Source organism: Pantoea sp. F_5 (genome assembly GCF_008631595.1).
Lineage (GTDB): Bacteria > Pseudomonadota > Gammaproteobacteria > Enterobacterales > Enterobacteriaceae > Pantoea > Pantoea gossypiicola.
In genome coordinates this window covers 1-13,719 of sequence record NZ_VWUO01000027.1, presented here as the reverse complement: position 1 = coordinate 13,719, position 13,719 = coordinate 1, and the positions used below count along the sequence as shown (strand labels likewise).

14 protein-coding genes, 1 tRNA gene and 2 rRNA genes are annotated in these 13,719 nt (G+C 53.5%); 14 read left to right on the top strand and 3 right to left on the bottom strand.

Annotated elements, in window-relative coordinates; translation table 11 throughout:
• Nucleotides 1–12 precede the first annotated feature (12 nt).
• The 14 genes from msrP to F3I44_RS22180 all read left to right on the top strand — a co-directional run bounded on the left by msrP (nt 13) and on the right by F3I44_RS22180 (nt 13,159).
• A complete protein-coding gene (gene msrP, locus F3I44_RS22245) occupies nt 13–1,017 on the top strand; it encodes a protein-methionine-sulfoxide reductase catalytic subunit MsrP (protein WP_150015670.1) in 1,005 nt (334 codons plus the stop codon).
• Between the two features lie 3 nt (nt 1,018–1,020).
• Nucleotides 1,021–1,623, top strand: coding sequence for a protein-methionine-sulfoxide reductase heme-binding subunit MsrQ (gene msrQ, locus F3I44_RS22240; RefSeq protein ID WP_150015671.1), 603 nt, complete (start codon nt 1,021–1,023; stop codon nt 1,621–1,623).
• Between the two features lie 232 nt (nt 1,624–1,855).
• Nucleotides 1,856–2,308 (top strand): type II 3-dehydroquinate dehydratase, encoded by a 453-nt coding sequence (gene aroQ, locus F3I44_RS22235; RefSeq protein WP_033734740.1) that lies wholly within the window; start codon nt 1,856–1,858, stop codon nt 2,306–2,308.
• A 25-nt stretch (nt 2,309–2,333) separates the two neighbouring features.
• Nucleotides 2,334–2,795 carry an acetyl-CoA carboxylase biotin carboxyl carrier protein gene (gene accB, locus F3I44_RS22230; RefSeq protein WP_013359212.1) on the top strand — a complete coding sequence of 154 codons (462 nt, stop codon included), beginning with the start codon at nt 2,334–2,336 and terminating at the stop codon, nt 2,793–2,795.
• Between the two features lie 11 nt (nt 2,796–2,806).
• The gene (accC, locus tag F3I44_RS22225) at nt 2,807–4,156 is read left to right on the top strand and encodes an acetyl-CoA carboxylase biotin carboxylase subunit (RefSeq protein ID WP_150015672.1); all 1,350 of its coding nucleotides are present in this window, start codon (nt 2,807–2,809) and stop codon (nt 4,154–4,156) included.
• 72 nt (nt 4,157–4,228) lie between these two features.
• Entirely contained in the window at nt 4,229–4,471 is a 243-nt protein-coding gene (locus tag F3I44_RS22220; RefSeq protein ID WP_150015673.1) for a YhdT family protein, read from the top strand.
• Nucleotides 4,461–5,906: a sodium/pantothenate symporter gene (gene panF / locus F3I44_RS22215; RefSeq protein WP_150015674.1), complete on the top strand. Its 1,446-nt coding sequence runs from the start codon at nt 4,461–4,463 to the stop codon at nt 5,904–5,906. The genes F3I44_RS22220 and panF overlap by 11 nt, the downstream gene beginning before the upstream one ends.
• Nucleotides 5,907–5,922: 16 nt before the next feature.
• Nucleotides 5,923–6,804, top strand: a complete 882-nt coding sequence (prmA, locus tag F3I44_RS22210; RefSeq protein ID WP_150015675.1) for a 50S ribosomal protein L11 methyltransferase — start codon at nt 5,923–5,925, stop codon at nt 6,802–6,804.
• A gap of 367 nt (nt 6,805–7,171) precedes the next feature.
• Nucleotides 7,172–8,137: a tRNA dihydrouridine synthase DusB gene (gene dusB, locus F3I44_RS22205; RefSeq protein ID WP_150015676.1), complete on the top strand. Its 966-nt coding sequence runs from the start codon at nt 7,172–7,174 to the stop codon at nt 8,135–8,137.
• A gap of 23 nt (nt 8,138–8,160) precedes the next feature.
• Complete coding sequence (fis, locus tag F3I44_RS22200; protein ID WP_003855228.1) at nt 8,161–8,457, top strand: DNA-binding transcriptional regulator Fis; 297 nt, start codon at nt 8,161–8,163, stop codon at nt 8,455–8,457.
• A 543-nt stretch (nt 8,458–9,000) separates the two neighbouring features.
• Entirely contained in the window at nt 9,001–10,026 is a 1,026-nt protein-coding gene (locus tag F3I44_RS22195) for an amino acid ABC transporter substrate-binding protein (RefSeq protein WP_150015677.1), read from the top strand.
• Nucleotides 10,027–10,094: 68 nt separating this feature from the next.
• Complete coding sequence (locus tag F3I44_RS22190; RefSeq protein ID WP_150015678.1) at nt 10,095–11,273, top strand: amino acid ABC transporter permease; 1,179 nt, start codon at nt 10,095–10,097, stop codon at nt 11,271–11,273.
• 15 nt (nt 11,274–11,288) lie between these two features.
• Nucleotides 11,289–12,389, top strand: coding sequence for an amino acid ABC transporter permease (locus tag F3I44_RS22185; protein WP_150015679.1), 1,101 nt, complete (start codon nt 11,289–11,291; stop codon nt 12,387–12,389).
• Between the two features lie 8 nt (nt 12,390–12,397).
• Nucleotides 12,398–13,159, top strand: a complete 762-nt coding sequence (locus F3I44_RS22180) for an amino acid ABC transporter ATP-binding protein (protein ID WP_010699823.1) — start codon at nt 12,398–12,400, stop codon at nt 13,157–13,159.
• Nucleotides 13,160–13,361: 202 nt separating this feature from the next.
• On the opposite strand, the gene rrf (F3I44_RS22175) is transcribed toward F3I44_RS22180, so the two are convergent.
• The 3 genes from rrf (F3I44_RS22175) to rrf (F3I44_RS22165) all read right to left on the bottom strand — a co-directional run bounded on the left by rrf (F3I44_RS22175) (nt 13,362) and on the right by rrf (F3I44_RS22165) (nt 13,717).
• Nucleotides 13,362–13,477: ribosomal RNA gene (gene rrf / locus F3I44_RS22175) — 5S ribosomal RNA — on the bottom strand.
• A 34-nt stretch (nt 13,478–13,511) separates the two neighbouring features.
• A tRNA-Thr gene (locus tag F3I44_RS22170) sits at nt 13,512–13,587 on the bottom strand.
• Nucleotides 13,588–13,601: 14 nt separating this feature from the next.
• A 5S ribosomal RNA gene (rrf, locus tag F3I44_RS22165) occupies nt 13,602–13,717 on the bottom strand.
• Nucleotides 13,718–13,719 lie beyond the last annotated feature (2 nt).

The following is a 13,719-nucleotide window of genomic DNA, read 5'->3' as shown; positions in this document are numbered from 1 at the left end:
TGGAGAAGCCCCATGAAACGCATACCCTGTCTGACCGAAGCCGACGTAACGCCGGAAAGCATATTTAATATGAAGCGCCGCCAGGTGCTGAAAACGCTGGGACTCAGCGCTGCGGCGATGGGTATACCGGGCATGGCTAATGCCGATATTCTCAGCTGGTTCAAAGGCAACGATCGCCCACCTGCTCCAGCAGGCCGACCGCTCGACTTCACCAAACCGGCGCAGTATCAGGCCGATCTGACGCTGACGCCTGCGGATAAAGTTTCCGGCTACAACAATTTCTATGAGTTCGGACTGGATAAGGCCGATCCGGCTGCCAATGCCGGAACACTGAAAACAGAGCCCTGGAAACTGACCATTGATGGCGAAGTGGCGAAGCCCATAACTCTGGATATGGATGACATCTTTAAACGCTTTGCTATGGAGCAGCGAATCTATCGCATGCGCTGCGTGGAGGCCTGGTCGATGGTGGTGCCCTGGGTAGGCTTTGAGCTGAATAAACTTCTCTCCCTGGCGGAACCCACCAGCAAAGCGCGCTTTGTTGCCTTCCAGACGCTCTACGATCCCGAGCAGATGCCAGGCCAGAAGGATCGCTTTATTGGCGGAGGCCTCAATTATCCCTATGTCGAAGGTTTACGTCTGGATGAGGCGATGCATCCGCTGACGATACTCACCACTGGCGTTTATGGTAAAGCATTGCCGCCTCAGAATGGCGCGCCGATTCGCCTGACGGTGCCGTGGAAATATGGCTTTAAAGGCATTAAGTCGATCGTCAAAATCACGCTGACCGACAGACAGCCGCCAACCACCTGGAACCAGATTGCCGCCGACGAGTATGGTTTTTATGCCAATGTGAATCCCCACGTTAATCATCCTCGCTGGTCACAGGCGACAGAGCGGTTTATTGGCCCAGGCGGCAGTCTGAAGGTCGAACGTCAGCCAACGCTGCTGTTTAACGGCTATGCCGAACAGGTGGCGTCGCTCTACCGCGGCATGGATTTACGGGAGAATTTCTAAGTGGTGCGCCTGTCGATAAAACAGATCATGTGGCTCAAGGTGATCCTGCACCTGGCAGCCCTGTTGCCGCTAATTTACCTGATTTTTGCCGCGATGCAGGGCGGGCTGAGTGCCGATCCGGCGAAAGATATTCAGCATTTTACCGGACGAATGGCGCTGAAACTGCTGCTGGGAACGCTGCTGGTCTCACCGCTGGCGCGTTACGGCAGGCAGCCGCTGCTAATCCGCACCCGCCGCCTGCTCGGCGTCTGGACGTTTGTCTGGGCCTCTCTTCATCTGCTGAGCTATTACCTGCTGGAGCTGGGTGCGGACAATCTACGTCTGCTGGGCAGCGAACTCATCTCCCGGCCCTATCTGACACTGGGGATTATCAGCTGGCTGATATTACTGGCCCTGGCGTTAACGTCGTTTCAGCGCGCTCAGCGCAGGCTCGGTAAACGCTGGCAAACCCTGCACAACGCGGTCTATCTTGTGGCGATTCTGGTCCCGATTCACTATATCTGGTCGGTGAAAACCGTGTCCCCACAGCCACTTATCTATGCTCTCATTGCTGCACTGCTGTTAGCCTGGCGTTACAAAAAATTTCTCAAATGGTGGCCCCGCTAGCGCTTCACCCGTTGTTTTCCTCTGCTGTTTTCTGATAAAAGATGTGGCCCGCAGGCTACATCCGATCATCTTCGCAGATAAGACCAGTATTTTGCTGCGAAATGACACGAAACGGATATAATGCCCGGCTTTATTGCTCGTCGGGTCTTCTTTTTCAGCCTGAAAGGTGACAAATGAAGATTCGCAAGGTATTTTACGCGATGCCTCAATGATTGCGGGAGATGGCAGCACGATGGCGCATAAATTACATATTCTGCTTTTAAACGGCCCCAATCTGAATCTGTTGGGAACACGTGAACCAGAGAAGTATGGTCATACCACGCTGAGTCAGATTGTTGACGATTTGACTCGTCAGGCAGACCAGTTGAATGTGGAGTTGAGCCACCTGCAAACCAATGCTGAATTTCAGCTGATTGATCGCATTCATGAGGCCAAAGGCAATGTGGATTACATCATCATTAATCCTGCCGCGTTTACCCATACCAGTGTCGCACTGCGTGATGCCCTGCTGGCGGTAGAAATACCGTTTATCGAGGTTCATCTCTCCAATGTGCATGCCCGCGAGCCCTTCCGTCATCACTCCTATCTTTCTGATGTTTCTGCTGGCGTGATCTGTGGGCTTGGCGCTGACGGCTACACATGGGCTTTACAAACGGCAGTAAAACGCCTGTCTCAAACTAATTAATCAAACTGAGTACGGAACCCCACTCATGGATATTCGTAAAATTAAAAAACTGATCGAACTGGTTGAAGAGTCTGGCATTTCTGAGCTGGAAATCTCTGAAGGTGAAGAGTCCGTTCGCATCAGTCGTGCACCTGCAAACGTGGGTTACCCGATGATGCAGCAGGCTTATGCTGCGCCGGTTCAACAGCCTGCTCTGGCGACAGCCGTTGCCCCTGTTGCAGCCGTTGCCGAAGCGGCACCGGCTGAAATCAGCGGTCACATTGTGCGTTCACCAATGGTAGGCACCTTCTATCGTACGCCGAGCCCGGATGCGAAAGCCTTTGTGGAAGTTGGCCAGAAAGTGAATGCCGGCGATACCCTGTGTATCGTCGAAGCTATGAAAATGATGAACCAGATCGAAGCTGACAAATCAGGCGTGGTGAAAGCTATCCTGGTTGAAAGCGGTCAGCCGGTCGAATTTGACGAGCCACTGGTTATCATCGAGTAACGGGGCAGATCATGCTGGATAAAATTGTTATTGCTAACCGTGGTGAGATCGCGCTGCGCATTCTGCGTGCCTGTAAAGAACTGGGCATCAAGACTGTTGCGGTTCACTCAAGCGCGGATCGTGACCTGAAGCACGTGCTGCTGGCAGACGAAACCGTCTGCATCGGCCCGGCGCAGTCAGTCAAAAGTTACCTCAACATCCCGGCGCTGATCTCTGCAGCAGAGATCACCGGCGCGGTGGCGATTCACCCTGGCTACGGCTTCCTCTCTGAGAATGCCGATTTTGCTGAGCAGGTTGAGCGCTCCGGCTTTATCTTTATCGGCCCGAAAGCAGACACCATTCGCCTGATGGGTGACAAAGTTTCTGCGATCAATGCGATGAAGAAAGCAGGCGTCCCGACCGTACCCGGTTCTGACGGTTCGCTGACGGATGATATGGAAAAAAACCGTGCCTTTGCTAAGCGCATCGGTTATCCGGTCATCATCAAAGCGTCTGGCGGCGGCGGCGGTCGTGGTATGCGCGTGGTGCGCGGCGACGAAGATCTGGAAGAATCCATCAACATGACGAAAGCGGAAGCCAAAGCGGCTTTCAACAACGACATGGTTTACATGGAGAAGTATCTGGAGAATCCGCGCCATATCGAGATTCAGGTACTGGCTGACGGTCAGGGCAACGCGATCTATCTGGGCGAACGTGACTGCTCCATGCAGCGTCGTCACCAGAAAGTGGTCGAAGAAGCGCCAGGCCCAGGCATCACAGAAGAACAGCGTCGCTTTATCGGCAATCGCTGTTCCCAGGCCTGTATTGAGATTGGCTATCGCGGCGCAGGTACCTTCGAGTTCCTGTACGAAAACGGTGAGTTCTACTTCATTGAGATGAACACCCGTATTCAGGTAGAACATCCGGTAACCGAGATGATCACCGGAGTGGACCTAATCAAAGAGCAGTTGCGTATTGCTGCGGGCCAGCCACTGTCGATTAAACAGGAAGATGTGATCATTCGCGGACATGCGGTCGAGTGCCGTATCAACGCCGAAGATCCGGTGACCTTCCTGCCAAGCCCGGGTAAAATCACCCGCTTCCACGCGCCAGGCGGTTTTGGCGTGCGCTGGGAATCGCATATTTACTCAGGCTACACCGTACCGCCTTATTACGACTCCATGATCGGCAAGCTGATCACCTATGGCGAAACACGTGACGTGGCTATCGCTCGTATGAAAAATGCGCTGGCGGAACTGATCATCGACGGTATCAAAACCAACGTTGAACTGCAGATGAAAATCATGTCCGACGAAAACTTCCAGCACGGTGGAACCAATATCCACTATCTGGAGAAAAAACTCGGCTTGCACGAGAAATAATCGCAACGCTGAGTCAGTCTGAGGCCGGTTAATCCGGCCTTTTTCTTTTGCCGCTGGCGTTAAGGTTGAATCATGGATGCTCGTTTTATACAGGCACATAAAGAGGCGCGCTGGTCGCTTTATCTCACCCTGCTCTGGCTCGTTGCCTGGGGGCTCTCTGCCTGGCTGGGTGGCAGTGAAATCGGTGTTACCGGCCTGCCGCGCTGGTTCGAACTCTCCTGCCTGTTTGCTCCCCTGTTGTTCATTTTTTTGTGCTGGATGATGGTGCGGGTGATTTTCCGTGACATGCCGCTGGAGAATAAAAGTGAACAGTGAAATTATCCTGCCGTTACTGATTTATCTGGTACTGATTGCCGCGCTGTCGGTGTTTGCCGTCCGAAAAAAACGTGAAGGCAGCTTCCTGACTGAATATTTCCTTGGCAGCCGCTCCATGGGCGGATTCGTACTGGCGATGACGCTCACCACTACCTATATCAGCGCCAGCTCATTTATTGGAGGTCCCGGTGCCGCCTACAAATATGGGCTGGGGTGGGTGTTGCTGGCGATGGTGCAGGTGCCCGCCGTCTGGCTGTCGCTGGGCGTGCTGGGGAAAAAGTTTGCCATTCTGGCGCGTAAGCATAATGCGGTGACGCTGAATGACATGCTCTACGCCCGCTATCAAAGCCCGCTGCTGATCTGGCTGGCGAGTCTGAGTCTGCTGATTGCGTTTATCGGTGCCATGACGGTGCAGTTTATTGGCGGTGCGCGGCTGCTCGAAACCGCCGCTGGCATTCCATATGACACCGGTCTGCTGATTTTTGGTGGCACCATCGCGCTCTATACCGCTTTCGGTGGATTCCGTGCCAGCGTGCTCAATGACGCCATGCAGGGCATTGTGATGCTGATTGGCACTTTTCTGCTGCTGTTCGCGGTGATTCATCAGGCAGGTGGCCTGAGCACGGCCGTGCAGAAACTGCATGACATCGATCCTGCTCTGCTTTCGCCACAGGGGCCGGGCGAGATTATTACGCCAACCTTCCTCAGTTCGTTCGTTGTGCTGGTCTGCTTTGGGGTGATTGGCCTGCCGCATACGGCGGTACGCTGTATCTCTTATAAAGACAGTAAGGCCGTCCATCGGGCCATTATTCTGGGCACCATTGTCGTGGTGGTGTTGATGCTGGGTATGCATCTGGCCGGTGCGCTGGGTCGGGCGGTCCTGCCGAATCTGACCGTGCCGGATAGCGTTATTCCGACACTGATGATTACTGTTCTGCCACCGTTAGCGGCCGGTCTGTTCCTGGCAGCCCCGATGGCCGCAATTATGTCGACCATCAATGCCCAGCTGTTACAGGCTTCAGCCACGCTGATTAAAGATCTCTACCTGCGTATTGCCCCACAGCAGCTGGAAAATGAGACGCGACTGCGGCTGTTATCTGGCACCATTACCTTCGCACTGGGTATCCTGCTGCTGATCGCGGCCTGGAATCCGCCCGATATGATTATCTGGCTCAACCTGCTGGCATTTGGCGGCCTGGAGGCGGTTTTCCTCTGGCCGCTGGTTCTGGGCCTCTACTGGGAACGTGCCAATGCCGCAGGTGCCATCACTGGCATGGTAGTGGGTGGAGGCTGCTACGCTTTTATGGCGAGCCTTAACCTGCAGATTCTGGGTTTTCACCCTATTGTGCCCTCCCTGCTTTTAAGCCTGCTGGCATTTCTGGTGGGCAACCTGTTTGGACGCGCGCCGCACGTGGTCGACGCGCCGCAACATTGACGGAAAGAGAGACGTTATGCCGTGGATTCAAATCAAAATTAACAGCTCAGGTGAACATGCGGAAACGCTGAGCGATGCGCTGATGGAGATCGGTGCGGTTTCAGTCACCTTTCAGGATACCAACGACACGCCGGTATATGAGCCGCTGCCAGGCGAAACGCGCCTGTGGGGCGATACCGACGTTATCGGCCTGTTCGATGCAGAAACAGATATGGCCCTGATTACTGCCGAACTGGCACAACATCCGCTGCTGGGTGACGGTTTTCGTCACCGGATCGAGCAGATCGAGGATAAAGACTGGGAGCGCGAATGGATGGAAAACTTCCACCCGATGCGCTTCGGCGAACGCCTCTGGATCTGTCCGAGCTGGCGTGATGTGCCAGATCCTGATGCCGTCAACGTCATGCTCGATCCAGGTCTGGCATTTGGCACGGGCACGCATCCGACAACTTCCCTCTGCCTCACCTGGCTTGACGGGCTGGATCTGGCGGGCAAAACGGTGATCGATTTCGGCTGTGGATCCGGGATCCTGGCGATCGCCGCCCTGAAACTGGGCGCGGCTCAGGCGATCGGCATTGATATCGATCCGCAGGCTATTCAGGCCAGCCGCGATAATGCTGAACGCAACGGTGTCTCCGATCGCCTGTCGCTCTATCTGCCCCACCAGCAGCCTGACAATCTGCAGGCTGATGTGGTAGTGGCCAATATACTGGCCGGCCCGCTGCGTGAGCTGGCCCCGCTGATCAGCGTACTGCCTAAGTCTGGCGGTCACCTCGGGCTGTCAGGCGTGCTGGAAAGCCAGGCGGAAGGTGTCTGCGAAGCCTATGAAAGTCAGTTCACGCTTGACCCGGTTGCGGTGAAAGAGGAGTGGTGTCGGATTACCGGAATCAAAGTCTGAAGTCAGCCTCCGGCTTAGCCCACGGCGATGCCTATAGCTGGCACAACGAGGCTAAACAGCACAATCAGCCAGCCTGCAGCGTAAGTTGCGGGCTTTTTCAGGCAGGCATGGAGAGTTGTGCCGTTAATCACGGCATGTGACGTTTTTTATCTGGCGAATTGCCGTACTTTTCTGGAAAAACTTTTGTTCACAATTTCAGCATAAATAAGTAACCCATTGATATTTAATAGTAATTAAAAAAACACCCGATCATCACCCGGATTTCATTGATCTTTCTTGCTGATTGTTCAAAGTTTGGCCTTTCATCTTCCTGCAAAAATGCGTAATATACGCCGCCTTGCAGACACAGTATGGCCATTCTGACTTCATGCGTATTGGAAACCTCCAGCTGAGAAATCGACTGATTGCAGCACCGATGGCCGGTATTACCGACAGGCCGTTCAGGACGCTGTGTCACGAAATGGGTGCAGGCATGGCAGTTTCTGAGATGCTGTCTTCTAACCCGGAAGTCTGGGCTAGCGACAAATCTCGATTACGTATGGTTCACAGTGATGAGCCAGGCATTCGCGCTGTGCAAATTGCCGGTTGCGATCCCAGTGAAATGGCGCAAGCTGCACGCATTAATGTTGAGGCTGGTGCACAGGTCATCGACATTAATATGGGATGCCCTGCCAAGAAGGTTAACCGCAAAATGGCGGGTTCAGCCTTGCTGCAATATCCCGCCGTGGTGGAGTCTATTCTCGCCGCAGTGGTTAATGCAGTGAATGTGCCGGTCACGCTGAAAATTCGTACTGGCTGGGATCCTGAAAACAGGAACTGTGTCGCGATTGCCCAATTGGCTGAACGCTGCGGTATACAGGCTCTGACGATACATGGTCGCACTCGTGCCTGCCTGTTCAACGGAGAAGCTGAATATGACAGCATTCGGACAGTTAAGCAGAGTGTCTCCATTCCGATTATCGCGAATGGAGACATAACTGACCCGCATAAAGCCAGAGCGGTGCTCGACTATACAGGGGCCGATGCTCTGATGATAGGACGCGCTGCTCAGGGAAGACCGTGGATCTTCCGGGAAATCCAGCATTATCTGGACACTGGGGAGCTGCTTGCCCCGCTGCCGATGGCAGAGGTCAAGCGCTTGCTTGTTTCGCATATACGTGAGCTGCACGACTTTTACGGTTCAGGCAAGGGATACCGTATAGCGCGAAAGCACGTCTCCTGGTACCTGCAGGAGCACGCCCCGAATGACCAGTTTCGGCGCACATTCAACGCCATAGAGGATGCCAGCGAACAGCTGGAGGCGTTGGAGGCATACTTCGAAAATCTTGCGTAACGAAATAAAGAGCTGAAAGAACTATGTTCGAACAACGCGTAAATTCTGACGTACTGACCGTTTCTACCGTTAACTCACAGGATCAGGTAACTCAAAAACCTTTGCGTGACTCGGTTAAACAGGCACTGAAGAACTATTTTGCTCAACTGAATGGTCAGGATGTGAGCGACCTGTATGAGCTGGTTTTGGCTGAAGTCGAGCAGCCTCTGTTGGACATGGTGATGCAGTATACCCGTGGCAACCAGACCCGTGCTGCCCTGATGATGGGTATTAACCGCGGTACGCTGCGTAAGAAATTGAAAAAATACGGCATGAACTGATTTTTAGTTCTGTCTGTTAATCACGTCAGCCTTCGGGCTGGCGTTTTTATTTGTGCGTCATCGCACAAAGTAACGGCAGAGAGAGTGAAACAGTTACCTGTCGTATGGTAACTATAGTTGCAATCGCTGGCGTGATATTTCACCCCCTCGCTTTTGTCCGCCGGGATTTAACTTAAATAATATTCTGTCTCCAGCCTTGCTGCCTATGCCCGTCACTGCTGGGTATGTGATTTCCTGCGCATAAAAAAGCAACGCCTTCCCTTCATACATTTCTTCCTGAGCGAGCGCTCACACTGCTCTCACATAGTGAAACTATTTGCACTAAATGTGATCGGGTCGACTCGCATTGCTTCCTTTTGGTGCGCCATATTAGCGAAACTTTCAAGGTGCTTCTGATTATTAACCGTTCTTTCATACGAATTCAGGATTCGCAAACCTGGCATCAGCTTTGCAGAGTCGTGGATGGCTGACCGCCACAGACAGGAAAAACGCACACTAAAGTGCGCAAACATAACAACATGATCCCGCCACACAGGATGCTTTATGAAAAAGATGATGCTCTCTACGCTGATCGCTGCCGCCTCGCTGGTTGCCATTGCTCAGCAGGCACACGCAGGCACCACACTGGATGCGATAAAGAAAAAAGGTTTTGTTCAATGTGGTATCAGTGACGGCCTGCCGGGCTTCTCCTATGCAGATGCTGGTGGCAAGTTTACCGGTATCGATGTGGATGTGTGTCGTGCTACGGCTGCAGCGGTATTCGGCGATGCGACCAAAGTGAAATATACTCCGCTGACCGCGAAAGAGCGTTTTACCGCGCTGCAGTCAGGCGAAGTGGATGTACTTTCACGTAACACCACCTGGACCTCATCGCGTGATGGCGGCATGGGCTTCCTGTTTGCAGGCGTAAACTATTACGACGGCATCGGCTTCCTGACTCACCAGAAAGCTGGCCTGAAAAGTGCGAAAGAGCTGGATGGTGCCACCGTCTGTATTCAGGCGGGAACCGACACCGAGCTGAACGTGGCAGACTTCTTCAAAGCCAACAAAATGCAATATACGCCGGTGACCTTCGATCGCTCTGATGAATCGGCTAAGGCACTGGATAGCGGACGCTGCGATACGCTGGCGTCTGATCAGTCTCAGCTTTATGCCCTGCGTATTAAGCTCGGCAAACCTGACGAATTTATCGTCCTGCCAGAAGTAATCTCCAAAGAACCGCTGGGACCGCTGGTGCGTCGTGGCGATGATGACTGGTTCACCATTGTTAAATGGTCGCTCTACGCCATGCTGAATGCCGAAGAGATGGGCATCAACTCGAAGAACGTTGATCAGATGACAGCTAAGCCGACCACGCCAGATATGGCGCATCTGCTGGGTGCTGAAGGTGATTTTGGTAAAGATCTGAAGCTGGATAACAAGTGGGCCTACAACATCATCAAACAGGTCGGCAACTATCAGGAAAGCTTTGACCGTAACGTCGGTAAAGACAGTGCACTGAAGATCGCGCGCGGTCAGAATGCGTTGTGGAACCAGGGCGGGATTCAGTACGCACCACCGGTACGTTAACAGACCTCACCAATCGGGCACCGTATTCTGCGGTGCCCTACCCCAGCTTTCGTTACTGAGGTTTCAACATGTCACAACGCCCAACCGTGAAAAGGGATTTTTCATTTGGTAATCCCACGGTTCGCGCCTGGATTTATCAGTTCATCGCCGTCGTCGCGGTGCTTGGTGTGGTGGGTTATCTGGTACATAACACCGTCATTAACCTCGCCAATCGCGGTATTACATCAGGGTTTGGATTTCTTGAACGTACTGCTGGCTTCGGCATCGTTCAGCATCTGATTGAGTATACGGAGGGAGATACCTATGCGCGCGTGTTTCTGGTCGGATTAACCAACACGCTGCTGGTCTCTGCACTCTGTATTGTTTTTGCGTCAATTCTCGGCTTCGCGGTCGGTCTTGCCCGCCTTTCTGACAACTGGCTGCTGCGGAAACTCTCGAATATCTATATCGAAACCTTCCGTAATATCCCGCCTCTGCTGCAAATCTTCTTCTGGTACTTCGCGGTATTACGCAATCTGCCAGGCCCACGTCAGGCGCTGAATGCGTTCGACCTGGCCTATGTCAGCAATCGCGGACTCTACGTCCCGTGGCCAACCTATGCACCAGGCAGCTGGCCGTTTGTTATCGCACTGCTGCTGGCTGTGGCTGTCAGCTATGGCCTGTACCGCTTTAACCGTCAGCATCAACTGAAAACCGGTGAGTTACGGCGTACATGGCCCGCAGCCGTTGCAATGCTGATTCTCTTTCCTTTGCTTGCGCACCTTGGGTTTGGTGCAGCAACGCACTGGGACGTGCCGCAACTACGCGGGTTCAATTTCCGTGGCGGCTCGGTGATGATTCCGGAACTGGCAGCACTGACGCTGGCACTGTCGATCTATACCTCGTCGTTTATCGCTGAAGTGATCCGTTCCGGAATTCAGTCGGTGCCGCATGGTCAGCACGAAGCGGCACGATCGCTGGGTCTGCCGAATCCGGTGACGTTGCGTCAGGTGATTATTCCACAGGCCATGCGCGTCATTATTCCGCCTCTCACCAGCCAGTATCTGAACATCGTGAAGAACTCCTCACTGGCCGCTGCTATCGGGTATCCCGATATGGTGTCGCTGTTCGCGGGATCGGTGCTGAATCAGACCGGTCAGGCCATTGAGACAATTGCTATCACAATGGGCGTTTACCTGATTATCAGTCTGCTGATATCGCTGCTTATGAACTTCTACAACCGCAAAATTGCGCTGGTTGAGCGTTAAGAGAACGGGATAACTATGTCTGTCACTACGCATGAAACGCCCCCCGTCCCGACGACTCCTGTCAGTCGCGCCTGGCTTTGGGCTCGTAAAAATCTATTTTCCAGCTGGTTTAATACGTTACTGACGCTGTTTTGCATCTGGATCATCTGGCACGTCATTCCGCCTGCGCTGAACTGGCTGATCTTTCAGGCCAACTGGATTGGTACAACACGCGCCGATTGCACTAAAGAGGGCGCTTGCTGGGTCTTTATCCATGCGCGGTTCGGTCAGTTCATGTATGGGCTTTATCCACATGAGCTGCGCTGGCGTATTAACCTGGCGCTGGTGATTGGTCTGCTGTCGATCGTGCCGATGTTCCTCAAAAGCCTGCCCTATCGTGGACGCTACATTGCGGCCTGGGCCGTCATCTATCCGGTGATTGTCTGGTTCCTGCTGTATGGCGGCTATCTGGGGCTGGAACGTGTGGAAACACGTCAGTGGGGCGGGCTAACGCTGACGCTGATTATCGCGTCGGTGGGGATTGCCGGTGCGCTGCCGCTGGGCATCCTGCTGGCGCTTGGCCGTCGCTCACGGATGCCAGTTGTGCGCACGCTGTCGATTATCTTTATCGAGTTCTGGCGCGGCGTTCCGCTGATTACCGTACTGTTTATGTCATCGGTGATGCTGCCGCTGTTTATGTCTGAAGGTACGACTATCGACAAGCTGGTACGTGCGCTGGTCGGTGTAATCCTGTTCCAGTCTGCTTATGTTGCGGAGGTGGTCCGCGGTGGCTTGCAGGCATTGCCTAAGGGTCAGTATGAGGCTGCAGAGTCGCTGGCACTGGGCTACTGGAAAACGCAGATGCTGGTCATTCTTCCCCAGGCACTGAAGCTCACCATCCCTGGCCTGGTTAACACCATCATCGCACTGTTTAAAGATACCAGCCTGGTCATCATCATTGGTCTTTTCGACCTGTTCAGCAGTGTCCAGCAGGCAACGGTCGATCCGACCTGGCTGGGCATGTCGACTGAAGGTTATGTCTTTGCTGCACTGGTCTATTGGATTTTCTGTTTTAGCATGTCGCGCTACAGCCAGTATCTGGAAAAGCGCTTTCACACCGGGCGTACATCGCACTGAGGTTTTACATGACTGACTCTATGACACACTCTTCCGACGCGTTGATGATTTCGCTTGAGAACGTGAATAAATGGTACGGACAGTTTCACGTACTGAAAGACATCAACCTGCAGGTTAAACCTCGTGAGCGCATCGTGCTGTGCGGCCCTTCCGGCTCCGGCAAATCGACCACGATACGCTGCATCAACCATCTGGAAGAGCATCAGCAGGGACGCATTGTTGTTGACGGTATCCATCTTAATGACGACGTACGTAACATTGAGCGCGTACGCACAGAAGTGGGGATGGTATTCCAGCACTTTAATCTCTTCCCGCATCTGACTGTTTTGCAAAACTGCACGCTGGCACCTTCCTGGGTGAGAAAGATTCCAAAGAAGGAAGCGGATGAACTGGCTATGCACTATCTGCAACGCGTGCGCATTGCAGAGCATGCGCATAAGTTTCCGGGTCAGCTTTCCGGCGGACAGCAGCAGCGCGTTGCCATCGCTCGCTCACTCTGTATGAAACCCAAAATTATGCTGTTTGATGAGCCAACCTCAGCGCTGGATCCGGAGATGGTAAAAGAGGTGCTGGATACAATGATTGGTCTGGCGGAGGATGGGATGACCATGCTGTGCGTCACCCACGAAATGGGTTTTGCCCGAACGGTTGCTGACCGGGTGATCTTTATGGATCGGGGTGAGATCGTCGAAGTTGCGCCACCGCAGGAGTTTTTTGCTAATCCAAAATCGGAGCGTACCCGGGCGTTTTTATCGCAGGTTATTCACTGATTGGACATTTGTTTCGCTGACTACCCGGCCTGCTGCCGGGTTTTTTATGGTCTGAACAGCAGCAGCATTGAGTTGATTAAGCGGATGCGGTTATAAAGGCACGGGAAAGCGGGCTGATAAGAGGGGGGCCTTATTGCAGATTGAGGACTTGCCACAACGAAAAAAGCCCTTCGCATACGCGAAGGGCTCTCTCTTATTTGATGCCTGGCAGTTCCCTACTCTCGCATGGGGAGACCCCACACTACCATCGGCGCTACGGCGTTTCACTTCTGAGTTCGGCATGGGGTCAGGTGGGACCACCGCGCTACAGCCGCCAGGCAAATTCTTTTATTTACCGAACTCGTGTCTTAACTGGTGCTGATACCCAGAGTCGAACTGGGGACCTCACCCTTACCAAGGGTGCGCTCTACCAACTGAGCCATATCAGCACACTAAATTTGATGCCTGGCAGTTCCCTACTCTCGCATGGGGAGGCCCCACACTACCATCGGCGCTACGGCGTTTCACTTCTGAGTTCGGCATGGGGTCAGGTGGGACCACCGCGCTAAAGCCGCCAGGCA